This is a genomic window from Chitinophaga sp. 01L420 (genome assembly GCF_056399985.1).
Window position 1 is genome coordinate 479733 of sequence record NZ_JBFTSK010000002.1, and the last position, 25462, is coordinate 505194.

Annotated in this window: 22 protein-coding genes; 9 read left to right on the forward strand and 13 right to left on the reverse strand. The window is 44.4% G+C overall.

Annotation, left to right across the window (positions count from 1 at the left end; all coding sequences use genetic code 11):
• Position 1: 1 nt before the first annotated feature.
• The 5 genes from AC1DP6_RS03745 to AC1DP6_RS03765 all read right to left on the reverse strand — a co-directional run bounded on the left by AC1DP6_RS03745 (position 2) and on the right by AC1DP6_RS03765 (position 5975).
• Positions 2-805: a class I SAM-dependent methyltransferase gene (locus tag AC1DP6_RS03745; protein ID WP_477053633.1), complete on the reverse strand. Its 804-nt coding sequence runs from the start codon at positions 803-805 to the stop codon at positions 2-4.
• Between the two features lie 283 nt (positions 806-1088).
• Complete coding sequence (locus AC1DP6_RS03750; RefSeq protein ID WP_477053634.1) at positions 1089-2369, reverse strand: M16 family metallopeptidase; 1281 nt, start codon at positions 2367-2369, stop codon at positions 1089-1091.
• A gap of 44 nt (positions 2370-2413) precedes the next feature.
• On the reverse strand, positions 2414-3652 hold the full coding sequence (locus tag AC1DP6_RS03755; RefSeq protein ID WP_477053635.1) for a M16 family metallopeptidase: 1239 nt from the start codon (positions 3650-3652) through the stop codon (positions 2414-2416).
• 156 nt (positions 3653-3808) lie between these two features.
• Positions 3809-4681, reverse strand: coding sequence for an aspartyl protease family protein (locus tag AC1DP6_RS03760; protein ID WP_477053636.1), 873 nt, complete (start codon positions 4679-4681; stop codon positions 3809-3811).
• Positions 4682-4742: 61 nt separating this feature from the next.
• Positions 4743-5975 (reverse strand): aspartyl protease family protein, encoded by a 1233-nt coding sequence (locus tag AC1DP6_RS03765; RefSeq protein ID WP_477053637.1) that lies wholly within the window; start codon positions 5973-5975, stop codon positions 4743-4745.
• Between the two features lie 136 nt (positions 5976-6111).
• Here AC1DP6_RS03765 and mqnC point away from each other — a divergent pair, with 136 nt between their 5' ends.
• The 3 genes from mqnC (at position 6112) to AC1DP6_RS03780 (ending at position 8724) form a co-directional block, all read left to right on the forward strand.
• Positions 6112-7236, forward strand: a complete 1125-nt coding sequence (gene mqnC / locus AC1DP6_RS03770) for a cyclic dehypoxanthinyl futalosine synthase (protein ID WP_477053638.1) — start codon at positions 6112-6114, stop codon at positions 7234-7236.
• A 182-nt stretch (positions 7237-7418) separates the two neighbouring features.
• Positions 7419-8042 (forward strand): hypothetical protein, encoded by a 624-nt coding sequence (locus AC1DP6_RS03775; protein WP_477053639.1) that lies wholly within the window; start codon positions 7419-7421, stop codon positions 8040-8042.
• Positions 8043-8181: 139 nt separating this feature from the next.
• Entirely contained in the window at positions 8182-8724 is a 543-nt protein-coding gene (locus AC1DP6_RS03780) for a GNAT family N-acetyltransferase (protein WP_441578321.1), read from the forward strand.
• Here the strand turns inward: AC1DP6_RS03780 and AC1DP6_RS03785 are convergent.
• Complete coding sequence (locus AC1DP6_RS03785) at positions 8721-10175, reverse strand: amino acid permease (protein WP_477053640.1); 1455 nt, start codon at positions 10173-10175, stop codon at positions 8721-8723. The two genes, AC1DP6_RS03780 and AC1DP6_RS03785, sit on opposite strands and share 4 nt — an antisense overlap.
• Before the next feature lie 57 nt (positions 10176-10232).
• On the reverse strand, positions 10233-11126 hold the full coding sequence (locus AC1DP6_RS03790) for a hydroxypyruvate isomerase family protein (RefSeq protein WP_477053641.1): 894 nt from the start codon (positions 11124-11126) through the stop codon (positions 10233-10235).
• Between the two features lie 215 nt (positions 11127-11341).
• On the opposite strand from AC1DP6_RS03790, the gene AC1DP6_RS03795 reads away from it, so the two are divergent.
• A complete protein-coding gene (locus tag AC1DP6_RS03795) occupies positions 11342-11626 on the forward strand; it encodes a hypothetical protein (protein WP_441578318.1) in 285 nt (94 codons plus the stop codon).
• 81 nt (positions 11627-11707) lie between these two features.
• On the opposite strand, the gene AC1DP6_RS03800 is transcribed toward AC1DP6_RS03795, so the two are convergent.
• Together AC1DP6_RS03800 and AC1DP6_RS03805 are read right to left on the reverse strand one after the other, a co-directional pair.
• Entirely contained in the window at positions 11708-14596 is a 2889-nt protein-coding gene (locus tag AC1DP6_RS03800; RefSeq protein ID WP_477053642.1) for an outer membrane beta-barrel protein, read from the reverse strand.
• Between the two features lie 42 nt (positions 14597-14638).
• Positions 14639-15436, reverse strand: a complete 798-nt coding sequence (locus AC1DP6_RS03805; RefSeq protein WP_477053643.1) for a GLPGLI family protein — start codon at positions 15434-15436, stop codon at positions 14639-14641.
• A 194-nt stretch (positions 15437-15630) separates the two neighbouring features.
• Here AC1DP6_RS03805 and AC1DP6_RS03810 point away from each other — a divergent pair, with 194 nt between their 5' ends.
• Both AC1DP6_RS03810 and AC1DP6_RS03815 read left to right on the forward strand, forming a co-directional pair.
• On the forward strand, positions 15631-17073 hold the full coding sequence (locus tag AC1DP6_RS03810) for a sensor histidine kinase (protein ID WP_477053644.1): 1443 nt from the start codon (positions 15631-15633) through the stop codon (positions 17071-17073).
• 21 nt (positions 17074-17094) lie between these two features.
• Entirely contained in the window at positions 17095-17781 is a 687-nt protein-coding gene (locus AC1DP6_RS03815) for a response regulator transcription factor (RefSeq protein ID WP_441578314.1), read from the forward strand.
• Here the strand turns inward: AC1DP6_RS03815 and AC1DP6_RS03820 are convergent.
• Complete coding sequence (locus tag AC1DP6_RS03820; protein WP_477053645.1) at positions 17778-18620, reverse strand: sensor histidine kinase; 843 nt, start codon at positions 18618-18620, stop codon at positions 17778-17780. The genes AC1DP6_RS03815 and AC1DP6_RS03820 overlap by 4 nt on opposite strands.
• 100 nt (positions 18621-18720) lie before the next feature.
• On the opposite strand from AC1DP6_RS03820, the gene pheS reads away from it, so the two are divergent.
• From pheS to AC1DP6_RS03835, 3 genes are all read left to right on the forward strand, one after another.
• Positions 18721-19749: a phenylalanine--tRNA ligase subunit alpha gene (gene pheS / locus AC1DP6_RS03825; RefSeq protein ID WP_441578312.1), complete on the forward strand. Its 1029-nt coding sequence runs from the start codon at positions 18721-18723 to the stop codon at positions 19747-19749.
• Positions 19750-19836: 87 nt separating this feature from the next.
• A complete protein-coding gene (locus AC1DP6_RS03830; protein ID WP_477053646.1) occupies positions 19837-20688 on the forward strand; it encodes a 3-hydroxyacyl-CoA dehydrogenase family protein in 852 nt (283 codons plus the stop codon).
• Between the two features lie 45 nt (positions 20689-20733).
• Complete coding sequence (locus AC1DP6_RS03835) at positions 20734-21720, forward strand: NAD-dependent epimerase/dehydratase family protein (RefSeq protein ID WP_477053647.1); 987 nt, start codon at positions 20734-20736, stop codon at positions 21718-21720.
• A 100-nt stretch (positions 21721-21820) separates the two neighbouring features.
• Here the strand turns inward: AC1DP6_RS03835 and AC1DP6_RS03840 are convergent, their stop codons facing one another.
• The 3 genes from AC1DP6_RS03840 to hemN form a co-directional block, all read right to left on the reverse strand.
• Positions 21821-22492 carry a hypothetical protein gene (locus tag AC1DP6_RS03840; RefSeq protein WP_477053648.1) on the reverse strand — a complete coding sequence of 224 codons (672 nt, stop codon included), beginning with the start codon at positions 22490-22492 and terminating at the stop codon, positions 21821-21823.
• Between the two features lie 89 nt (positions 22493-22581).
• Complete coding sequence (locus AC1DP6_RS03845) at positions 22582-23529, reverse strand: UDP-3-O-(3-hydroxymyristoyl)glucosamine N-acyltransferase (RefSeq protein ID WP_477053649.1); 948 nt, start codon at positions 23527-23529, stop codon at positions 22582-22584.
• 573 nt (positions 23530-24102) lie between these two features.
• Positions 24103-25461: an oxygen-independent coproporphyrinogen III oxidase gene (gene hemN / locus AC1DP6_RS03850; RefSeq protein ID WP_477053650.1), complete on the reverse strand. Its 1359-nt coding sequence runs from the start codon at positions 25459-25461 to the stop codon at positions 24103-24105.
• Position 25462 lies beyond the last annotated feature (1 nt).

A 25462-nucleotide genomic window follows, 5' to 3' on the forward strand; every position in this document is an offset into this window, starting at 1 on the left:
ATTAAGGTTTGAAGAATTTAAATGAATATACCATTGGTAGTTTTCCTTCCATTCCCTTGATATAAAAACGACCTTCTTTCTCAACGGTGTTATTAAAGCAGTTATAGGGAGAATAATCAAACTCCTGGAACACTTGTAGCTGCAAGCCTTGCCCGGTTAATGCAGTGACGATTTCACTTAATGGATGATTCCAGGAATAGGACTTGTTTTGAATGTTGCTGCTACGGTCTGTATAAGTGCCTTCCGTTTCTTCTATAATAGTTTCTGTATTAAAGTAATCGTACGTGATGGCTTTAAACTGATCATCCAGCATCCAGAGTACCGGATGAAAATCTGCCATAATGAAATACCCCCCTGGCTTTAGAAAATGATTGACTACCGCTGCCCATTTATCCAGGTCCGGTAGCCAGCCAATAGTGCCGTAAGATGTGAATACACGGTCAAATGTACCGGTTAAATGTGCCGGGGCACTATAGAGATCACAACAAATAAAACGTGCGCTGTTTTCCAGTTGTAATTGCTTCGTAAATTCATTGGCCTGATGTATCGCTGCATCCGACAGATCAACGCCGGTGATCTTCGCTCCCATTCTGGCCAGCGATAAGGTATCCTGTCCAAAATGACATTGCAGATGCAGGATATCCAGTTGCGTTACATCTCCCAGCAAAGCCAGCTCTATTTCCTTCAGTGATGTTTTACCGCTGAGGAAGCCAGGTACATCATAGAAGTCAGATGTAACATGAACGGCTGTACGTTTATTCCATAGCTCTTTATTCGTTGAAATATAGTCTGCTGAAATTTCCATAATTGCTGATTTATATGAAAAGATACTCTTCATTTTCCATTTGTACCTTGAAAGTTACTTTTGCTTTCAGGGCATTAAATACCTTTAAAATGATATCCAGCTGGGCACTGGTGGTGTTGTTTTCCAGTTTAGATATCTGGGCTTTTGTACACCTACCAGACTGCCTAATTACTCCTGTGTGAGGTTTTGTCGTTGCAGTTTAGATGTATGACATGGGTTACCCAAAAATAAAAAGGTTTCCATTAATGGAAACCTTTTTAAATTCTTCTCAGATGAGGACATCTTATATTACCACTAATTCATAGAAATCACCAGGTGTAAAGTATTGTTTAGCCAGATGTTGTAATTCCTCGGCAGTAATTGTTTTGATTGTTTGAATATTATTATAGAAATAATTTTCATCCAGGTCATTCAGTATCAGGTTTTTCCAACGCTGAATTAACTGGAAAGCGCCATCCAGGTCGCCCAGAATGGATCCTATCATGTAGTTGCGCACCAGATCCAGCTCTTCTTTTGGAACCGGTTCTTCCTGAAGGCGTACCAATTCTTTATATACTTCACCGATGGTAGCTTCACAAACATCCCGTCCTGCTTCTGTTTGTATATTCAGTGCGCTGGTTTGACGGAAGTTGTACAACTGGGAGTAGATGCCATAAGTATATCCTTTTTCTTCCCGGATATTGCTCATCAACCGGGAGCCAAAGTAGCCACCGAATATGGTGTTTAATACCAGCATCTTTGGAAAATCAGGATGGTAGCGGTTAGGGAAATGACGTGCAATACGCACCGCGCCCTGTACGCCATTTTCATCATTGAAAATCCTGAATTTTTTTTCTTCAGCAGGTTGAATAGGCAGATCCAGCTTTACCAGGTGTGTCTCTCCGTTCCACGGTGTGCTGCCGAAATATTTGTTCAGCAAAGCAATCATGTTGGCGGGTTGGTTGCCGGCTACAAAGATCTTGCAGTTGCTATAAGTATAATGTTTTTTATAAAACGCTTTCAGTCCTTCCGTTTGCAGGGCATCATAAGCCATCATGGTGCTTACGCGGCCATATGGATGAAAGTCGCCAAACAGATATTTATCAATAAAACGGTTGCCTACGAAATCGCATTTCAACAGGTTTACCGCCAGTTTTTGTTTCTGATTTTGTTTGTACAGACTTAACTCTTCTTCCGGAAATATCGGATCAAGAATTACTTCCTGTAATATGGGTAACAGCACTTCTGTATGTTTCGTCAGGCAGTGCAGTGTGTAGGTTGCATTTTCATGGTAGGCGTTGCGGTTCAGATAGGCGCCATGATAATCTACACTTTCATTTATTTCCTGTGCGGTGTGTGTGCTGGTACCATTCTTCATCAGGAAGTTGGTAGCAGCGGCTTCCAGGCTTTCGCTTTCATACCAGCTGCCTGCCGGAAATACCAGTTCCAGTTGTAATGTTTCCTGTTCATCGGATTTCATTACATACACGGGGATACCATTGTCCAGTTTGAACTGTTCATATGGTTTCAGCTTTATATCAAAATCCACCGCATCTTTAATGGGAGGGGCTATCGTTCTGTTCATCGGGTCTTATTTAAACTGTAATGGGCTGTAAACAAGCCACAGATTTAGTTTGCAGCGTAATAGTAAATAGTGWTGGAATTCTTTTCATCAAGTAACAGTTTTGCTTCTTCATGTAATTCTGCTGCCGTTACTACTTCGTAATTTTCAAATTCGTGGTTCATCCCTTCGGCATCGCCAAGCAGTTCATAAAAAGCCAGGTTGTTGGCGCGGTTCAGTAAACTCATATCTTCAAAAGCCAGTAAGCTTTCTACGCGGTTTTTTACTTTTTGCAGCTCTCTTTCTGAGATCACTTCGTTTTGTAATTTCTCGAGCTCCTGCTGTATGGCTTTTTCAGCGTCTTTCATCTTTACGCCTTTTACCAGTTTGCCTTCAATAGTGAGTAACCCGGCATCGAGGCTTCCAAAATGATAACACTCAATGTTGCTGAATAGTTTCTTTTCTTTTACCAGTACCTGGTGCAAACGGGAGGAACTTCCTCCACCCAGAATATCGGAAATCAGATCTGCCGCATAGTAGCGCTTGTCGGTGCGTGCATACATATGATAGCATTTGTATAATGCATCCAGTGGCACATTGGCTTTTACTTCCAGTTTATGGGCAGCTGTCTGTGGAGGTTCCACCGGCAGGTTGCGTTGGTATTTTTCTCCGGAAGGAATATCTCCAAACCATTTTTCCGCCAGAGCTTTCACCTGTTCTACGGTAACATTACCGCCAACGGCAAGGATCGCATTGACCGGCCGGTAATACTTAAAGAAAAATGCTTTCACATCTTCCAGTTTAGCATTTTCTATATGAGATAATTCCTTGCCTATGGTCATCCAGCGATAAGGATGCGTGCTGTAGGCCAGCTCGCGCATTTTATGCCATACATCGCCATAGGGCTTGTTGATATAATGTTCCTTAAACTCTTCTGAGACTACTTTGCGTTGTACATCCAGGCTCTTTTCATCAAAGGCCAGGGAGAGCATACGATCGCTTTCCAGCCAGAAGCCTGTTTCAATATTTTCTGCAGGCAACTGAATATAGTAGTTGGTCAGATCACTGGTAGTATAGGCGTTATTCTCTCCTCCAGCCATTTGCAGGGGCTCATCATAAGAGGGAATATTGATGGAGCCGCCAAACATCAGGTGTTCAAATAAGTGGGCAAACCCCGTTTGTGCAGGGTCTTCATCCCTTGCGCCTACATCATACAGTACATTTATGACCGCCATAGGCGTGGTGTGGTCTTCGTGAACAATTACTCTCAGTCCGTTTGCCAGCGTAAACTTATTATAATGGATCATATCTTTTTATTGGTCAATATGGTAAAAATAGGGAATTACGGGTAGCTTTTGACAGCTTTTAGGGTTTAGCTGTTCGCTTTTAGCAAAAAATTGGGAATGGTATCCTGGGATGGTCCGCTGCATCTGACTAAAAGGTAACGGCTAAACGTTAGCAATTTACTCCAGGTAAAGTTCTTTCCGGTCGTAATTAATGGTAAGTGTAAAGTCCTTCCAGATATCATAACCAATGGAGCCGGCTACTTCGGTAAATACGCCGAGGTCGTCAATATCTTTGCTATAACTGACGGGTACATTTTTAATGCTGTGGCCCCCCATTTCCAGTGAGGGAACCGAACTATTAATATAGTATAATACTTTGACCATATCCTGTACCCTGTCGGTATTAACAGTAGGCAACAGGGTGTTGAGTTTGTTTTTGTCTACATAAGGCCAGTTGAAAAGGATGCCATAGTCGCCACCGGTAGTAATGTGGTAGTGGCCGGGCAGCCTGCTGCCATTGGGTAGTTGTATAGAAGCATCTATTACGGGGGTAGTAAAATTAAGTTGAAAATGCAGTAAACGGCCGGTGTTGCCAATAGGGGTTTTCCCTGCTTTGTATAATACCAGTTGTTGTTTACGGTAATCAATTTTTACAATATAGGTTTTCATCAATGCTACGCCTATGATGCCATCTACGGCGCCCAGATCATCCAGGTTCTCCAGGTAGGCTTTTACATAAGGAAGGCGTTGTTCCTGCAGATACAATACATTAAGGGTGGTTACTGCTGTTTGCACCATTGCGTTATTGGTGCCACTCATATAGGCTTCTGCGGAACTTTTGAGGCGTAATCTGGCGGCGGTGGTGGTATGTAGCACCGTTACTTCTGCTCCGCTGTCAAAAATAAAATGCAGGGTATCCGTACTGCCGGAAATCAGTACGGGAATGATCACATGTTTATCCACCAGTTGGAAAGGGATGACTGCTACCGGCTTTTTATTTTCGTTTGCATCTGCAGATGGTGTGCTTTTACGCTGTGCGTAGGCAGACATAAGGGCATTGCAAGAAAACACGGTTACTATCCATAAAAAACGCCACATGACACAAATAACGTCAAAGTATGCTTTTTATTGGCAACTTTTTGATGATGAGGTCTTTGTCCCGGCTGATCAGGCAAATGGCCCGGGTACCTATATTTTTTAAGATTTCCCTGAATAGCTGCAGGTTTGGGCCGAGGTTATTGTTGATGGCCATAATAATATCGCCTTTCCTGAAGCCCGCTTTTTCTGCAGGTGAACCTTTGATAATATCGGTTACTTCTACCCTGCCATTGATCAGATAAATGATCAAACCTGTGTAGGAGTAGTCAAACATATCCCGGAAGTGCGAGTTAGGCACCATGTATATTTCCTTTTTGCCGTAGTTGAGCGTGATATTAAAGCGTCTGAGCAAATCGTTGCCTATCATACCTCCCAGAAAAGGATAGGCGGTAACGTTAGTTTTATCATCGAAGATGTAAGTGGGCACGTTCCGGAAGCTGTAGTTGCCGATGCGGAATTCATTGATGGTGGTGAGAGACATAGCCATCTTACCTCCCAGTCCCTGGGCTTCTGTTTGAATCATTCTTTTGGTACGGCGCCTTTTGCCCTGCAGTACACTACTGTCGTTGACAAACTGAGTAGAGAGTAATAAACACATACCTGCGCCCGTATCAAAATAATAACGGTTATTGATGGTTCTCAGGCCGGTTTTTAACGGAGCGGATATCAGCGGTATTTGTGTGAGAGAAGGTTTCAGGAGTTGTCCACCTTTGGGGTAAGTATATCTTCCTTTGGAATAGATGAGGATTTCTTCTGTATCGTAATCTATGGTGACGATATACCTGCTCAGTAAACTGAATCCCATGATACCATCTACCTGTATACCGTATACCTGACTGATAAGTTCATAGTCGTTGATATGGAAGTCAAGACTGTCTACTGTAAGTCCGGGCAATTTCAGGGAATGATTGCGGGCAAATGATACGGGTTTGGAACTACCCAATCCTTTGATGATCCGGTCTGAAGGTTCCATTTTGATGCCCAGCCTCATGCAGGTGGCGGTATCGAGGGAAATGCCAGCACTACCTGTATCCAGGATAAATTGCAGGGTATCCGGATAATTACTGACTAATGCCTGAACGACAACTACCCCTCCATAGTATTGTTTGAAGTGGAAACGGGTGATGAGCATGGCTTCGCGAGTACTATCGTTGTAGGACGTGGTATTTCCGGCTTGTGCTCTGGTTGATGTGCCGGCGGTGGCTGCCAGGAGCAGCATAACGTGTAACAGAATTGGTCTAAGCATACTGGGGGATGCAGGGATGTATATGAATCTAAATTTAACATTAAAAAGTGTTCGTATAAAATATATTTATTACGGGCGGTTATTTACCTAAATACTACCTTTGCCTAAGTTTATTCCCGGTTAGAAATATTAGCAAATGGAACTTCAGGATTTATATAAAAAGGCGCAGGATTTCGGATTTCTGACAGCAGCAGAGGGTGTTTATATGTTTGAAAACGCACCGCTGGCGGAACTGATGGAGATAGCCAATGAGTTAAGAAAGCAACAGGTGCCGCATGGTAAGGTAACCTGGCAGATAGACAGAAACGTGAACACCACCAATGTGTGCACCGCCAACTGTAAGTTCTGTAACTTTTACCGCATTCCAGGCCACAAAGAGGCTTATATCACGCCCATAGAAGAGTATAAATGGAAGATTGAGGAAACCCTGAAATATGGCGGTGATCAGCTGCTGTTGCAGGGAGGCCACCATCCGGAGCTGGGTCTCAGCTTCTATGTGAACCTCTTTAAAGAACTGAAGCAGTTATATCCTGAATTAAGATTACATACCCTCGGGCCCCCCGAAGTAGCTCATATCACCAAGCTGGAAAAAAGTACACACATTGAAGTATTGCGTGCTTTACAGGAAGCTGGTATGGACAGTCTTCCCGGCGCCGGCGCTGAAATACTGAACGATCGTGTACGCCGTTTGATCTCCAAAGGTAAATGCGGTGCACAGGAATGGCTGGATGTAATGCGTGCAGCTCACAAGCTGAATATCGCTTCATCTGCCACCATGATGTTCGGCCACGTAGAAACAGTACTGGAACGCTTTGAACACCTGGTGGATATCCGGCAGGTACAGAGCGAAAAACCGGAAGGACACTACGGTTTCACCGCCTTTATACCATGGACATTCCAGGATGTAGATACGTTGCTGGCAAAAATCCGTGGCGTACATAACATGACTACTGCGGAAGAATATATCCGTATGATTGCGATGAGCCGTATCATGCTGCCGAATGTTAAGAACATTCAGGCATCCTGGTTGACGGTTGGTAAACAGGTAGCGCAACTTTGTTTGCATGCCGGTGCCAACGACTTTGGTTCTATCATGATCGAAGAAAATGTGGTAAGTGCTGCCGGTGCGCCACATCGCTTTACTTACCTGTCTATGCAGGAAGCGATCCGCGAAGCCGGATTTGAACCACAGTTACGCACACAACTCTATAAATTCAGGGAACTCCCTGCTGCCATCGAAGAGCAGGTTATAAATTACTAGAAGCTGTCATTAATTATAAAAGGGCATTCCGGTTTTCGGGATGCCCTTTTTATTGTGTGTAAACTACTCATTAGCAAATCATTAACAAGTGACAAAGAATTGTTAAAACTGTCTTGTAGATGTTACAAAATGCTCCCTTCTACGTCTAACAGATACAAACTAATCAAACTAAAGGAGGGAATATGAAAAAGCTGGGTCTTATCATGGCAGGATTTGCAATCATAGCCATGGCAGCCTGTACAAGCACCAAAGTAACGTCTTCCTGGCGTTCTAATGATGCACAGCAGCTGCAGAAGGAAAACAAAATAATGGTGATGGCACTGGTACCTCAGAGAGATCGTACGTTGCGCAGCCAAATGGAAAACTATACAGTAGCGGAACTTAAAAGAAAAGGATATAATGCCGTGTCGGCACTACAGACTTACGGACCTCAGGAGTTTGGCAAGATGACGGAAAAACAGGTAGTGAAACAATTACAGGGTAGTGATGTAAATCAGGTGATGACCATTGTAATGCTGGATAAAGGCAGAGAAAGAAACTTTGTTCCTAACTATCAGCCTTACGGCTATTATGGATTCTGGCCTTATTACTCTATGTGGTCTTCCAGAATGTATGCGCCCGGATATTATACCTACAACACTAAATATCAGTGGGAAGGTAATCTGTATGATCTGAAGAGTGGACAAATGTTATACTCTGTGCAGTCACAGTCTTTTGATCCGCCAACAACAGAAAGAATGGCCGTTTTATATGCCCAGCAAGTGGTGAAAGATATGGCCAGACAGCAGTTATTGGCAAAGCAATAAACAGGAATTAGCATTTAGTATTTAGCCGTTAGTTTTTAGATTGCTCTACAAGCAGACTAAGAGCTAACGGCTAAATACTAAATGCTGGTTGGATTTTACGTTAAATCGGTGTAAGTTTAACGCCCCTTTAAATCCAGCTATGTTCGAAATTACTGTAAATGAAAATATATACCTGCGACAACTGCAACTGCAGGATGCCCCACTGGTATATAAACAACTGGATGTGTCGCGGAAAAGTCTGCGTAAGTTTTTACCCTGGGTAGATTATAATACCAACGAAGAACATTCCCTCCGTTTTATACAATTAATGCTCCGCAAGGCCGAAGAACAAGAGGCTGTTGCATTGGGAGTATGGTATCAGCAACAGTTTTGTGGCGTTATTGATTTGCATGGCTGGGATCATCAGTTACAGAAAGCTGAAATAGGCTACTGGATAGGTGAGTCATTTCAGCGCAAAGGTATTGCTACCGCTGCTTGTAAAGGACTGATCTCTTTTGCCTTTAAAAAACTGCACCTGAACAAAATAGAAATCCGCTTCGTGTTACAAAATGAACGGAGCGGGCAAATCCCCATTAAGCTGGGGTTTGCCCGTGAAGGAACGTTACGCCATAGCGCCAAACTGCATGGGCAGTATGTGGATATGGTGGTAATGGGTATTCTGCGGCAGGACTGGAAGTTCTAGCCCTGCAGGGATTTCCGCACCTTACTGTGTTTTTTACCGTAAAATTGATAGATCAGCATTCCTATTGCCATCCATATAATGAGGCGTAGCCAGGTATCCCAGGGCAGAAACGCCATCATTACCGTACAGGTAAGAATGCCCATGATGGGTACAAAAGGAACCCAGGGGGTTTTGAATGCACGCGGTGCATCAGGCATAGAACGGCGCATCTTCCATACCCCCGCGCATACGATTACAAAAGCCAGCAGGGTGCCTATGCTGGTCATCTCCCCTACTACCCTTATCGGTACCAGCGCCGCAAATAAACTCACAAACACACAAAAGAGGATATTGCTTTTCCAGGGAGTACGATAACGGGGATGTACATCTGAAAATACTTTCGGTAACAATCCATCTTTCGACATAGAATAAAATACTCTTGACTGTCCCCATAAATCCACCAGGATGACGGAGGTATAACCAACGATAATGGCCAGAATAATCATTTGCCCCAGCCATTTAAACGGCGTATGTGCAATGGCGATAGCCACAGGTGCCGCACTGTTTTTAAACTCCTGGTAGGGTGCTAAACCCGTTAGCACGTGCGCAAAAAGAATGAAGAGCACTGTACACACCGCCAGTGAGCCCAGAATGCCTATAGGCATATTGCGCCGTGGATTTTTGGTTTCCTGTGCAGCCGTACTTACAATATCGAAGCCCAGGTATACGAAGAAAATGACGCCAGCGCCTCTCAGGATACCGGAAACGCCGTATTCGCCGAAGTTCCCGGTGTTTTTAGGAATATATGGGGTGAGATTGGCCGGCTGTATGTATTTCCAGCCCAAAATGATGAAAACGAGAACTACCCCTACTTTCAGGGATACTACCACTGCATTCCACAGCGCAGAGCCCTTGGTGCCACGTACTAAAATAGCAGACATCAATATCACGACCAGCGCAGCCGGCAGGTTAAAATAGCCATGCGTGGTTACACCATTGGCCAGGGTAACGGTTTCAAAAGGAGAATGTATAAATTGGGCAGGGACGTATACTTTATACCTGGCCAGGAATTCTACCAGGTAGTTGGACCAGCTGATGGCTACTGTGGCGGCGCCTACGGAAAACTCCAGCACCAGGTCCCAGCCAATAATCCACGCCAGTTGCTCTCCCATAGTGGTATAAGCGTACGTGTATGCACTGCCGGCCACCGGTATCATGGAGGCAAATTCGGCGTAGCAAAGGCCCGCAAAAGCGCAACCTACTCCCGCAACGATAAAGGAAAGGGTAATGGCTGGTCCGGCGTTATTACCGGCTGCAGGCCCTGTCAGGGAAAATAACCCTGCTCCGATAATAACACCCAAACCCAGCATTAACAGCTGGAAGCCGTTCAACGTACGTTTCAGCGTATGCTTACTTTCATCGGCCGACTCGTTGAGCAGCCATGATAAAGGCTTTTTGTAATATTGTTTCATTAGTATACCCTACTGTTTTGGTGGACTAGTGTGCGAAAGTAGGATATATTTATGAATTTAAGCGATATCGCAAATTCCGATGGCCTGTGTGAGAGAGGCAATCTGATCTTTGTGTGCGGGAATAAACTCCTGCGCCACATGACCTTTGAAACCGGTTTCGTAGATCGCCTTCATAATAGCCGGGTAGAACAGCTCCTGGGTTTCATCAATTTCATGACGGCCCGGAACGCCACCAGTATGGTAATGTGCTATATATTCATGATGATCACGGATGTTGCGGATTACATCTCCCTCCATAATCTGCATATGGTAGATATCATATAACAGCTTGAAATTAGGAGAACCCAATGATTTACAGAGTGCTACACCCCAGGCAGTATGATCGCACTGATAGTCGTGGTGATCTACTTTACTGTTCAGCAACTCCATTACCAGGGTCACTTTTTTCTTTTCTGCGTAGCCAATGATCCGTTGCAATCCTTTGGTACAGTTGTCAATGCCTTCCTGATCGCTCATGCCATTACGGTTACCCGAAAAGCAGATTAAGTTGGAGAAGCCGGCTTTGGCGGTTTCGTCTATATAATGTTTGAAATATTCTTCCAGTTTATCGTGGTGTGCTACCGTATTAAATCCTTTGCTGATGCCCCATTCAGGACCGTTGCTGGCTACCATGGCGGTGATCATGTCATTCTTCTTCAGTATGGAGAAGTCTTTCGGATCTACCAGGTCAATAGAATGAATGCCGATATTTTTAGCGGCTTTGCACAAATCATCCAGTGGTATACTATAACACCACGCGCATACGGAGTGGTTAATTTTGCCTTTTAAGGGCTGGTCTACTGCGTTTTCATGTGCAGATACCCGGTTAGTGAGAGATGATAGCGCGGTGGATGCCAAGGCCATGGTGGCTACTTTTTTAATCATATCGCGGCGTGAGTTTTCCTGATGCATAAAAAGGTTTGCTTTAAACGGAGATCAATGTAGTTGAAATTATGCTTACTTACAAGCCCCTGCTACCTTTTTAGGATGAAAAAAGACGTGGAAATACGGATTTTATTTTTCGAGTAGAACTATCTGCTGTCCTACTACGTTTATATGTTAAATTGCAGGTAGTATTCAAAGTTTGGTAAGTAATTTGTTTAAGTACAGAAAAAGCGGAGGTTGATATGGATAAAAAATATACTCCCAGTTTATGGATCTGCATCCTGATGGACGTTTTAGGATGCGCCAGTTATGCGGTACCGGTTTTAGGAGAAGTCAGCGACTTTATTTGGGCTCCCATTTCYGCCATTATTTTCTACCGCATGTTTGGCGGTACGCTTGGCACCTTTGGTAGTGTTTTTAACTTCATGGAAGAATTATTTCCCGGAACAGATTTCATCCCCACCTTTACACTTTCCTGGGTGTTGAAACGAGTGTTGGCAGGAAGAAGAAGAACGGTATCTATATAGCTTATTTTAATAGTGAAGGGCTTTTGTTCAACAACCAGGTTGCTGATCAAAAGCCCTTCGCCATTTTAAATGGGGAGATGACTATAATCCTCTGCCCGGACGGAATCCTCCGCCTCCACCGCCCCGGCCTCCGGGGAAGCCCATACGGTTACCTCTGTCTCCGCCTTTGGTATTACCTCCAAATTTGTTCAGGAAGTAGGTGAAGCTCACCATGAAATATTGCTGCAGCACATTGCTTTGTGTATCCTGGATATAGTTATCAGCTACCGAACGGGTTACACTGATATATTGTCTCAGTAAATCAAAGCCCTGTACTTTAATCATACCTTGTTTCTTAGGGAATACATATTTTGAAATATTAGCATTCCACATGGTAGAAGTCAGATTATATCCTACGGGTCTGCCGCGGTTCAGGGTGCAGGTGATATCACTGCCGATCATAAAGCCTTTAGGCAGGTTAATGTTAAAGTCGGTATTGATGTTGTAATCCAGGTAACGGGTATCTTTCTGATTATCATTTGCTGCCTGCGTATAGTGGACAGCGTTATAGTTGATACTACCGCCCAGCGATACATCCAGCAGCTCCTTGTACATATAATTCACATTGGCAGACTGAGATAACTGCAGCGTTCCTGTGTAACTGGTGGTATTATTTACCATAATAACATCCCGGCTGTAACCGATAGTAGTACCGGTATTCAGATTTTGTCCGGGTGTTTTAGACAATGGAATAGAGTTGTGCACCATACCGCGGACACTAAAAAATCCATTTACGTTAACAGGTTTCACGGTTTGTTTACCAGTCGTATTATCCAATGTGGTAGCATTGATGATTTTATTCATCGAGTACGATCCGTTCAGTGAGGCAAACATACCACGGAAAGTGATATTGTTGAACTGGTTGAAATTGATGTTCAGGTTATTGTTGAACGATGGTTTAAGGTCCGGATTACCCAGCTGTATGTACAACTGATTGCTGTTGTCCGGCACGGGCGCGAGCTGCTGCACAGTAGGCTGTTGCGTGCTTCCGTTATAGTTGATGCGTAACCGTTTGCTTTTTGAAAACATATAGTTAAAAGAGGCCTGCGGTGCAAAATTAACCGTACGTTGCTGAATGAGCGTGTCTTTCCCTGTGAGGAAAGAATGGGTGGTATTATCCAGGTTGTTGAACAATACATTCAATCCAAATGAGTAATCGTATTTCAGCTTGTTGGTCCGGATGGATAGCCCTGCCTGCTGGTTCAATGTGCTGTTGGTGAAAACGTTGCTCAGTGAGTCATTCATGAGGGTGTATTCATCTTTTCCTGCATCATAATCATACGTATACTTGGTGCTGGTGCTGTTGTATTTCGTGATGCCATAGTTTGCTTCAAGGTAACGGTCTCGCCCTATAGGCTCTGTATACGTGAGGTTGACGCTTTCATTGCGACTATCGGTATTGATCTGATTACGCTGATTAAAAGCATTCACACTATCTTTATCGAAGAAGTAAAAACTGGACTTCACATAGTTTTGCTGATCGTTATTACTGTTGCTGTAATTGAAGTTTGCACTCAGTGACCGACCTTGCTTTTTAAACCGTTTACGGAATAACAGGGAACCACCAACGTTGGTATTATTGCCCTGCCCATCGTTTACTGTAACACCTTTATTGATCGAGTCTTTAGCAGTATTCAGCGACACATTATTGGTAATACTATAGCTGTTCCCGTTAGTAAGGGAATAAGTGGGTGTAAAGATGAGGGAATGCAATGAATCGATCGTATATTCTATACGGGCGGAAATGCGGTTGTTGCTGTTATCTGTTTGTGATACAGAATTAGAATTATCGTAGGTGGTATTTGACTTGCCGGCTTTGTCTGTGGAGAAAGTTTGTCTTTCCTGTTTTTGTTCTACATCCGTTTTGGTATCATTAAAAAAGTAGCTACCGTTTACGATCAGTTTTTTGCTGAAGTCCTGGTTAAAGTTCAAGCCAGTGTTCCAATTGCGGGTGATACCGGAATTGTTACCACCGCCTCCGAAGCTTTGTGCCATGCCGCGCATGCCACCGCCACCACCACCGCGGCCACCACCTCTTCCTCCGCCGGCAGAACTGAAGCTCATCTGATCCTGCTGTGTGTAGCCCATGTTGTTCACATTGTTACCGCCGCCTAACAGCGACATCTGTTGATTTTCGCGGAAGCGGTTTAAGCTAAGGGAAACACCATAGCGGTCATCTGTTCCATACCCTGCTGTGGCGCGGCCAAACATCCCTTTTTTCTTATCTTTTTTAATGGTGATATTGATTGTTTTTTCTGTTTGTCCATCATCGATCCCGGTAAATTGTGCCTGATCAGATTTCTTATCTATCAGCTGTACTTTATCAATGATGTTTGCGGGAAGGTTTTTGGTGGCCAGTTTCGGATCACTGCCGAAAAAAGGTTTACCATCTACCAATACTTTTGTAACGGTTTCACCTTGTGCGGTGATCGCGCCATCTTTATCCACTGTAACGCCGGGTAATTTTTTCAGGAGGTCTTCAACTACTGCATTCTCGCGGGTTTTAAAGGCATCCGCATTAAATTCAAGGGTATCTTTTTTCACTACAATCGGCGGCTTTTCATCCACGATTTCAACGGTGTTAAGATTTACGCCTTTATGCCCCATGGCGATGTTGCCGAGGGAAATATCTCTGTGGTCGGGAGTTATCTGTACTTGTTTGTTGATCGGTTTGTAGCCCAGGAAGCTTACATAGAGGCGGTAGGCGCCATCTGCTACACTGGTCAGTTCAAAATTGCCTTTGATATCTGTCATGGTCGTGCTGGCAACGCTGGAGTCTTTTGCGTTTAACAGCACCACCGTGGCAGCGGGCATCGCCTCCCTGCTGCTGGAGTCAGTCAATTGGCCTTTAATCTTTCCTTGTTGCGACTGGGCCTGGGCATATGATATGCCCAAACCCAGTATCAGCAAGAGTTGTATAAGTTTCTTCATAAATGAAATTAACAGGAAAGGGGAAAGTTAGGATGAAATTCACTATTGTTGTTGCCGCTTACGTAATTTATCCATTTCCTGTTTCCTGATTTCTCTCATTTGATCCTGGGTTACTTTTTCAGCGCCGGCAGGGAGGCTCAGATCTGCATCTGTTATGGCTTTCAGGGTTACATTTTTTGCAACGAAAGAACGGTTACTGCCCTCTGCTGACAGTACTACTGCATTGTTTTCAGGTAATAAGCCATTGAGAGGAGAAAAGCTGAACGGTAATTCTGTGGTATACCAAACAGTGTAAGTGTCGTCTTTCAGCTGTATGGTGGCCTTTTTGCAGTTGTATCCGGCTATTTTTTTAGTCTTGTCAGATGACTTGGTATTAGCGGTAATGATGAAATCCTCTTCTGTGTAATAAGTTTTCTTATCATCGCCAAAGGTGCTGAATACCTGTTCGTATTTTTTGTTGGCCAGATCTACGTATTGGGCATTGTTACCACGACCCATGCCAGGCCTGCGTCCGTTGCGGTTGCTGGTATCGCCTTGTGGACGCTGTCTTCTGCCTGCACTGGTGTCACCATCGGCGCGTTGTCTTCTGCCGCCACCAAAGTCAGGACGCTCTGTAGTGATTTTGCCAATATTGTTACTGAAAGTAAAGGTTTGTTTGAAGGTGATGACATCCGGGATAGCCGGTGCATCATCGCCACCACGCTGGAAACCGCGCATACGCTCCGGATCTGTTTTAGCTGTGACTTCATATTCAATAGTACCTGATTGCTGTGCAAATACCGGGCTGGTAGCAGAGAGCAGCATGGCTGCCGCAAAGAATAAACGGATAGTTCGGTTCATACCTGGTTGTTTTTGTTATCACAAAAATGCTCCTTCGCTTTCATTTTTTGGGTTAAAAAGCTTTATTTACTGTTATTTACTGTTAAGGACTATCTGTAAGCGTTAATCTTCCTTATTTACTGTTAATTACTGTTAAGAGATTAGCCGGTATTAAGCCGGGAATGGATAGTTTTGTAAGGATCTTAAAATGCTTCATGAGACAAAGAATCAGAAATATCCTCATCCTCATGTCTGTCTGTATACTGGGTATATTTCTATTCCAGGGCTACTGGCTGTACAATTCTTACAAGCTGAGGGAGGAACAATTCAGCAAAGAAATTAATGAATCGCTCCGTATGGCGGTTTTCAATAAACAGTTTTCTGATGTACGCCGCTATATCAAATATTTCGGGAAGGACAAAGATTCACTGAACCGGCCTATGAGAGGGCTCGCTGATCAGCTGGAAGAAATTGGCATGCCTAAAGGGAAACGATTCAGGGGACAAAGAGACTTTGACCGCTATCCTGGTCCACCTCCACCGGAAGCTCTTCACAGTGATTCTCCCTCAAAAGTTTATGTGGATACTTTAGCCAGACAGATCTCTGAGATACTCATTACCAATAACTTACATAACGATAGCACTAACCTTATAAAGCTGGATTCCGTTTTTAAGGTAGAACTGGCGAATCGGCAAATTGCCACGCCTTACGAAATGGATACTTTTCATCTTAACTATAGCGGCTTTGAAAGAGAGAGTTTCAGGGATAGTATCCGCCGACGTGAGCCCCGGCAAACGGCCAAGATCCCCTTTAACCCGGCCAGCAGTCTTTTTGTACAGGCCAGCTTCGATTCTCCCCTACAGTTTATTCTGCAGAAAATGATCTGGACTCTGCTGAGTTCATTGGTGCTACTGGTGCTGACCACCCTCTGTTTTGTTTATATGCTGAGAACAATCCTGAAACAAAAAAGGTTGTCAGAGGTGAAAAATGATTTTATCAACAACATGACACATGAGCTGAAAACGCCCATTGCCACTGTGTCTGCTGCGGTAGAAGCATTACAGAATTTCAATGCGCTGAACGATCAGCGCAAAACACAAACCTATCTCGACATCTCTAAGAATGAATTACAGCGCTTATCCGACCTGGTAGAAAAAGTACTGCACATCGCTGCCGAAGAAAAAGAGGATATTGAGTTGTTCCGGGAAGAAACAGACCTGAATGAAGTCATCGATAATATACTGTCCAATCATCAGCTGAAAGCAGGGAAACAGCTGCAGCTGCGCTACGACAATAACCTGGCGGGTAAAATGGTGTATGTGGATAAAACACATTTATCCAATGCTATCAATAATCTGGTAGATAATGCGATCAAATATTCCGGCGAAGTAGTACAGTTATATATACAAACCAGCCTGGAAAATGGTATCTTAAAGATCCGGGTGAAAGACAGTGGTATCGGTATCCCGAAGGTGTACCATGGAAGTATCTTTGATAAGTTTTTCCGGGTACCTACAGGTAATCTGCACAATGTGAAAGGCTTTGGTTTGGGTTTAAGCTATGTGCAAAAGATTGTGGAAATGCATGGTGGTACTATACATGTGCAAAGTGAGCCGGATAAAGGCAGCGAATTTACTATTATCATCCCTTCAGCGTAGCAACAATAAATAAAAGACGTTATGGCAAAAGTATTATTAATAGAAGATGAAGTACAGCTCGGACAGATTGTAAAAGACAGTCTTGAAATGCGGGGTTTTGAAATGTTGTATGCGGCTGATGGGAAGGAAGGGTTACGTTTATACCAGCAGGAACACCCGGATGTGGTGGTACTGGATATTATGATGCCTAATATGGACGGGTTTACTGTTACGGCAGAAATCCGCAAGCAGGATAAATTTACGCCGATCATCTTCCTGACGGCCAAATCGCAGACAGCAGATGTGGTGAAGGGCTTTGAACTGGGAGGCAATGACTATCTGAAGAAGCCTTTCAGTATGGATGAACTGATTGTACGCATTACCGCCTTACTGAAACGTTTCGGCGACAATCCTGGTACCCGCGAAATGGAAGAAGGTGCCGTATCCATTGGGCAGTATGTGTTTAATTATACCAAGCAAACCCTTGCCCGCAATAATACTATTGAGTTCCTGTCTCACCGCGAGGCCGCTATTTTACAGCGGTTATACAACAACAAAAATGAGGTAATGGAGCGGAAGTCGGTATTGCTGGATTTATGGGGAGATGATAATTTTTTTAATGCCCGCAGCATGGACGTTTTTATCACAAAGCTCCGCCGGTACCTGAAGGATGATTCCAGGGTACAGATTGTGAATATCCGCGGGGTGGGTTATAAATTGATTTTTTAGCGGGTGGTGCTCATATTGGGGTCTACTTCAAAAGTAATGTATACACGGGTACCCTGCACGGTGTTCTCTTCTCCCGGGAGATCAGTAATTTCAATATTAAACTGGGTATGGTACATGGATCTGTAAAGGGAGGCTCTCTCCATACATATTTCCATGCCCCGGGAGTGATGGTTATTCGTCTTCAGGCCATCATGATGATATTGCAGGGCTTGTACGCGGCCTATACCATTGTCGGTTACTTCACAGGCGTAAAGATTAGTTTGTAGCTGCATCCAGCGAATATGTAGTTGCCGGTCTTTTTCCTTATGCATCAGCCCGTGCCAGATGGCGTTTTCCACAAAGGGTTGTACCAGCATACAGGGTACTGGTAATGCAGAAGGAGAGATTTGGGGATCCGTGGTGAGCGTATATTTAAATCCGTTATTGGTGCGTAGCTGTTCCAGTTTCAGGTATAGTTCCAGCATATCAGATTCTTCCTGTAAAGAGATAAAATTTTTATCTGCCAGCATTAATACTTTCCTTAGCAACATGGCAAATCCGGAAATATATTCCTGGGCCAGGGCCGTTTCTCCGGTCATAAGGGCCGTATAAATACCATTCAGGCAATTGAACAGGAAATGCGGATTTACCTGCGACTTCAGGGTGAGGAGCTTTAGTTCCGACAATTGTTTACGGAGCAGCAGGAGTTCTTTTTCCTGTTGGTTGGTATGGCGCACCATGGCGGCTTCACTGCCTTTGAGGACAAGGTAACGGGATCTGTAATGGAGGAAAAGGAGTAAGAAAACGATAGATACAGCCGTAACAAGTGACAGCAGTGTTGTGTGTATAGTTGTAGGCATACCCCTTCAGATTTGCTAATGAAAATATACGTCATTTCCGGGAAATAAGCTATGGGTTTATGCCGGTAGATTTACTTCTAATCGCTTATCTTTGTTGTTTATGGAACAGTTAGTACAGCAAATAGCAGCCTACAAAGAAGAAATAGCGGCTTTTACGCCTGCCGGCGCAGCGGATCTGGAACAGTACCGCATAAAATTCCTGGGTACAAAAGGTATAGTGAAAGCTCTTTTCGGGGAGATGAAGCAGGTACCGAATGACCGTAAGAAAGAATTTGGGCAGATATTAAACGAATTTAAACAACTCGCGGAGTCCCGTTATGAGCAGTTCAGTGATCTGAAAGATGCTTCCGGCGCAGATACCGGCGATATTGATTATACTTTGCCGGCGGCGCCACACCGGCTGGGCACCCGTCATCCTATCAGCCTGGTGCGGAATAAAATTATCCGCATATTTGAGCGTCTGGGCTTCAGCATTGCCGAAGGTCCTGAAATTGAAGATGACTGGCACAACTTTACTGCATTGAATTTACCGGAAAATCACCCGGCCCGCGATATGCAGGATACTTTTTTTATCAGCAAAAACCCTGACTGGTTGCTGCGTACCCAAACTTCCTCCGCCCAGGTAAGGGTGATGGAAGCAGGCAAACTGCCGATCCGCATTATCAGCCCGGGAAGAGTATACCGTAATGAAACTATTTCAGCCCGTGCACACTGCTTCTTCCACCAGGTAGAGGGATTGTATATAGACGAAAATGTTTCTTTCGCGGATCTTAAACAAACGCTTTATCACTTCGTGAAAGAGATGTTTGGTGAAAATACGGGCATTCGTTTCCGCCCCTCCTACTTCCCTTTCACAGAGCCCAGCGCCGAAATGGACATCGTATGTTTCATTTGTGGGGGTACTGGTTGCCCTGTATGTAAACAAACCGGCTGGGTAGAAATACTGGGTTGTGGAATGGTACATCCGAAAGTGTTGGCTAATTGCGGCATTGATCCGGAAAAATATACCGGCTTCGCCTTTGGTATGGGAATAGAACGTATTACCATGCTGAAATATCAGATTAAAGATTTACGCCTGTTCTCCGAGAACGATACCCGTTTCCTGGAACAGTTTGAAGGTGCTATATAGCGTTTACATTATTTAGTTATTTATATAAATGCAGCGGAGTTCTTCGCTGCATTTATATAAATAACCCACCTGAAAAATCCTCAAATAGTGATTCAATCTATTGCCGTATGCGGCGCAGGTACCATGGGTGCCGGAATAGCACAGATAGCAGCCTATAGCGGATTTAATACATTGTTGTTTGATATACAACAGGAAGGTCTGGATAGGGCGAAAGCACAAATTGAGAAGAGTTTAACGGTAGCGGTAGAAAAGGGTAAACTGGCTGCTGAAGAAAAAGAACTTATCCTGCAGCGCATCCGTTTTACCGCTGAAATTGAAGACTGTATAGCCGATGTGATTATTGAAGCTATAGTAGAAAAAATTGCCGCCAAAACAGCCCTGTTTAATCAACTGGCGGCTATCAACGCTCCGGATACCATCTTTGCTACCAATACTTCTTCCCTTTCTGTTTCCGACATAGCGGCGGCAGTAGTAGGTCATTCTTCGAGGGTGGTGGGAATGCACTTTTTTAATCCCGCACACCTGATGAAGCTGGTGGAAGTGGTAAGTGGTAAAGATACCACTCCCGAAGTAGCAGACGCTGTGTTTGCGCTGGCGCAGAAGATGGGCAAGGTGCCGGTAAGGGTGAAGGACTCCCCGGGATTTATTGTCAACAGAGTGGCCAGGCACTATTACCTGGAAGCCATGCATGTGGCAGCACAGGGACAGGCCGATTTCAGTACCATTGACCAGCTGCTGGAAAGCGCCGGTTTTAAAATGGGGCCTTTTGCCTTAATGGACCTGATAGGTAATGATGTGAATCTGGCAGTAACGCAGTCGCTATACGATGCATTTGCCCAGGCTCCCCGTTTTAAACCGAATGCACTACAGGAACAAAGAGTAAAAGATGGTAAGCTGGGACGCAAAACGGGATTGGGTTTTTACAGGTACGAACAATAGTTTTAGTTATTTTTGGTCCTCTTATAGTTTTAGAATTTAGACTTCATGATTTTAGTCACCGGCGGTACTGGTTTTTTGGGTAGTCATTTAATTCGGGCATTAGTTGCTGCAGGGAAACCTGTAAGGGCATTGTACCGTCAACAACCTTCTCCCCGGTTGCAGGATATTTCAGATAAGATAGAATGGGTACCTGGCGACATCCTGGATATATTCACCCTGGAAGATGCGCTGGTAGGTGTAACCCAGGTATATCACTGTGCCGCGATGGTTTCTTTTCAGGCGGCCGACAAAGATCGTCTCCTGAAGATTAACGTAGAAGGAACGGCTAATGTGGTGAATATGGCATTGGATGCCGGTGTTAAAAAGCTGTTGTATGTAAGCTCGGTAGCTGCCATTGGCAGGGCAAGGGATAATGCGGCGGTGAATGAGGAATGTGAGTGGCAGGACAGCAAAAATAACTCGCGCTACAGCATCAGTAAGTTCCAGGGCGAGATGGAAGTGTGGAGGGGGATTGCTGAAGGACTGGACGCCGTGATCGTAAACCCATCTATTATTTTAGGCGCTGGTTTCTGGGATGATGGATCCGGTGCATTGCTAAAAAATGCCTGGAAGGAATTCCCTTATTATACAGAGGGCGTAAATGGTTTTGTAGATGTGGAAGATGTGGTGAAGGCTATGATACAGCTGATGGACAGTGATATCAATGCGGAGCGCTTTATTCTGTCTGCCGACAATTGGGGGTATCAGCGTCTTTTCACCACTATGGCACATGCTCTGGGTAAGAAGCCGCCACATATTGCTGCAAAGCCCTGGATGGCGGAAGTAGTATGGCGTTTGGAAAAAGTGAAAGGGATGGTGACGGGAAAGCATCCGTTGGTAACAAAAGAAACTGCCCGTACCGCACAAATGAAAGTTAATTACGAAAACACGAAGGTGTTGAATGCGTTGCCGGGTTTTCAGTTCCGGCCGCTGGAAGATACCATTAAACAAATTGCAGCTGCTTTCCTGCAGGAGGGTTCCGGAAAGCAATAAAAGCGCAATGGCGGCATCTTTTGCCGTTGGCCGGGAGGGTGGTGTCGCCTTATTCCCTGGTGCTTCAAACGGGTGTTATTTTAAATCAGTACTATCTCCACTACAACAAAAACGCCGCGATAGCTGCCGACAGCGTTTTAGCAATTTCAGGATCTGCTTCCCTGCTTACCCATACTCTTGGTTTATCGCCGGGTATTACAGCCGCCACTGGTTGTCCGCGATATTGAAATTCATAGCATATGTTTTCATAAGAATTGACCTTGCCATAGCGGTTATGTGCCGTGATGCGTATATCTGTATCCGTAGATCTCAGGACGCCTACCGGTTTGTTTTCATTCAGCTCCAGGTAATGGGGGGCTTTAACGATCATTTCCCAGCGCTTTAGCGGCTCATTTTTGGTGCCATTGATCAGGGTGTAGCGAAGATCGGTGCCAGCAGCCAAACCACTTAAATAAGACGGTAAATCACGGTTGGCAAAGGCGATGGCTGTTGTGTTCATGGTTTGTACCAACAGGTGTTCGCTATTGCCGTTCAGATAAAAATTAAAGGCGTTTTTAGGGTCTTTAATGAAGGTGGCCTCCGCTACTCCATTTTTGCGGGAAGTAGTGGAATAAAGGCCAAAAGAGATGGTTTTAGCGGTAAGCCAGCCATCTTTTACTTTGGTGGCCCATTCCTGGTCGTTGCTATAGAGAGAACTGGTGGTATTTGTCTTTTTGGTAGTGCTGCAGCTCCAGAGGAGCAGGGGGATTAAAGCGGCAAATAATAGCTTCATGAAGCGGGTGGGTTTTGAGTGTTGTGGCACGGGTTAAAGCGGATTGTTTACCTGCCCGGCGGCAGACAAACAATCCGTTATTGAAAAGCTTATTTGAGATCTTTTACTTTTTCCCAGATTTCAGGAATGCGTTTGATCCAGTTGATTTCTTTCTTCCGATCGCGGGCATCTTCTACCGGGCTGCCAAAGTATACTTTGCCGCCTTCGAGGTTACCAGGTACTCCGCTTTGTCCGAGTACGATGGCACCTTTTCCGATAGTGAGATCTTTGTTTACGCCTACCTGTCCCCACAGAATTACATTGTCTTCAATGTGAGCTTTACCGGCGATACCTACCTGTGCAGCAATGAGGCAGTTCCTGCCGATTACGGTACCATGACCTACGTGGATCATGTTATCCAGTTTGGTGCCACGACCAATGATCGTGTCGCCACTCACGCCTTTGTCGATGGTACAGCCGGCGCCGAGTTCCACATCGTCTTCTATGATCACCCTGCCGCAGCTCACCATCTTATCATACATGACTTCCCGTTCCGCTCTTTTCTTGAAGTAAAAAGCGTCTGCACCGAGTACAGTACCTGCATGAATCACTACGTTATCTCCTATTACACAGTGATCGTAAATAGTTACGTTAGGATGAATCAGACAGTTACGTCCGATACGCACATGATTGCCAATGAATACGTTGGGTTGAATAACGGTGCCTTCTCCAATGACAGCGCTATCGCTGATGGCTTTGGTTGCCGGTTCAAATGGTCTGAATCTTTTTACCAGTTTTACGTAGGCACTGAAAGGGTCATCAAGTACCAAAATTGCCTTGCCTTCCGGACAATCTACCTTTTTGTTAATGATGATAATTGTTGCTGCCGAATGCAGACTGGCGTTATAGTATTTCTCAAAGTCAACAAAGGAAATATCTCCTGGTGTTACCTTATGAATTTCATTGATGCCAGTGGCCATCAATTGACTGTTGCCAATCAGCTCTGCGCCTATGTATGCTGCTATTTCAGTTACTGCAACAGGTGCTTCGAACTTCATATACTCTGAATTATTAAAGAATGTTAAAGAGTAACAAAGGTAGTGAATCAACGATTGCAATAATCAAAATATGGGGAGATGATGATGATGTTCGGAAAGTTTCAACCGGCTGTTATCCACAATTATTTTAGTGGTGTGAATAAATTTTTTTGTAAAATTTTTCTTTTGTGATGAAATTCTTTTTAATATTGTGTAGGGAATTTTGTTTCCCTGTACTTACTAACCCATTCACATAACAAGAAAGTCTGATTGTTAAAACGGTCAGACTTTTTTTATTGCCTCTGAAACCCGCACGAATAAAGCGTTACAGCCGATCGTTATTTTACCTTACTAAAAAACATACCTGCTGCTCAATTACTTTTTTACCTTTTTTAAGCTAGTCCGGTGAAAACCGACCAACCCTCATTTTTTATGTTTTTTGGGAATTTTACCCTGGAACGGTGATTTTTTATCCTTTTCAACCCAACTTTTTTTATGTTTTTTATGATTCACCCGAAGCGTGAAAAATTAAACGAATCCTTATCACTGATCTTTGCTTCTCCGGTGAATCATAAAAAACATAAACAACCAGGTTTAGATGGACTTGCTAAACAATTGTGAATGTGGTACTTGTCGCCACAGACGTGCATCAAAAGCCATGCAGATGTTGCGTATAAACGGCTTGCCTTTAGCTGTCACCACCACCTTTTGAGGAGATACCTGTACCAGTTCATCCTTCTCCAGCTCCTGTAGTCTTTGCAACCCATCTATCACGGCATCGCATTGTGTGTCTACCTTATGCCAGGTAGTTTCAAAGTGACACATCAGGTCGTGAATATGTTTTCTCAACAGCAGGTCTTCTTCATTGAGGATGTGGCCACGCACCACCGGAAATTCTCCTTTGTTGACCAGCTCCTGCCAGGCATCAATCTTTTTCTCATTCTGTACATACGCGTACCAGTTATCACCAATGGAAGACGCGCCCAAACCCACCAGCAGGGAGGTATGAGAAACCGTATAGCCCATGAAGTTGCGGTGTAATCTCCCCTGTTTAAAAGCAGTATCTAACGCTTCTCCCGGCAATGCAAAATGGTCCATCCCGATCTCTGTATATCCATTGCTGTCGAAAAGTAACTTGCCCAGTTCATACAGCTGTTTCTTTTCTTCATCTCCCGGTAAATCTTCTTCTGTATATCTGCGCTGACCAGTACCCTTTATCCAGGGAACGTGTGCATAACTGTAAAAAGAGATCCGGTCAGGGTGTAATCTAACCACCTTGTCGATGGTGTTTTGCATACTGTTGGTCGTTTGCAACGGCAGTCCGTAAATCAGGTCGAAGTTGATGGAAGTAAAACCAATCTTCCTGGCGTTCTCTACTACAGAAGCTACCATCTCAAAAGGCTGCAGGCGGTTAATAATTTCCTGTACCCGTCTGTCGAAATCCTGTATCCCCAGACTGATCCTGCGGAAGCCCAGGTTGTATAGTGTTTGCAGATGCTCTGGTGTGGTATTGCCCGGATGACCTTCAAAACTGAGGGAGGCATCCGGAAGTACTTCCGCAAGACTGTAAATACCTTTCAACAAGGTGGTTAAATTTTCTGCACTGAAGAAGGTGGGGGTGCCTCCTCCCAGGTGTAGTTCGCGGATACGCGGCTTGCTACCAAACGTGTCTGTATACAGTTGCCACTCTTTCAGCAAAGCAGCTATATACGGTGCCTCTACGCCGTGATTAACGGTGATATATTTATTGCAACCACAGTAGGTACACATGCTTTCGCAAAACGGAAGATGAATGTAGATGCTGATGCCGTCCTTACCATTAGACTCCAGAAAGGATTTCTTCAGCAACGCTTTCCAGCTGACCGGATTAAAACTGTTTTCTTCCCAATATGGTACGGTAGGGTAACTGGTATACCGCGGCGCGGCTACATTATATTTACTGATGAGGCTCATG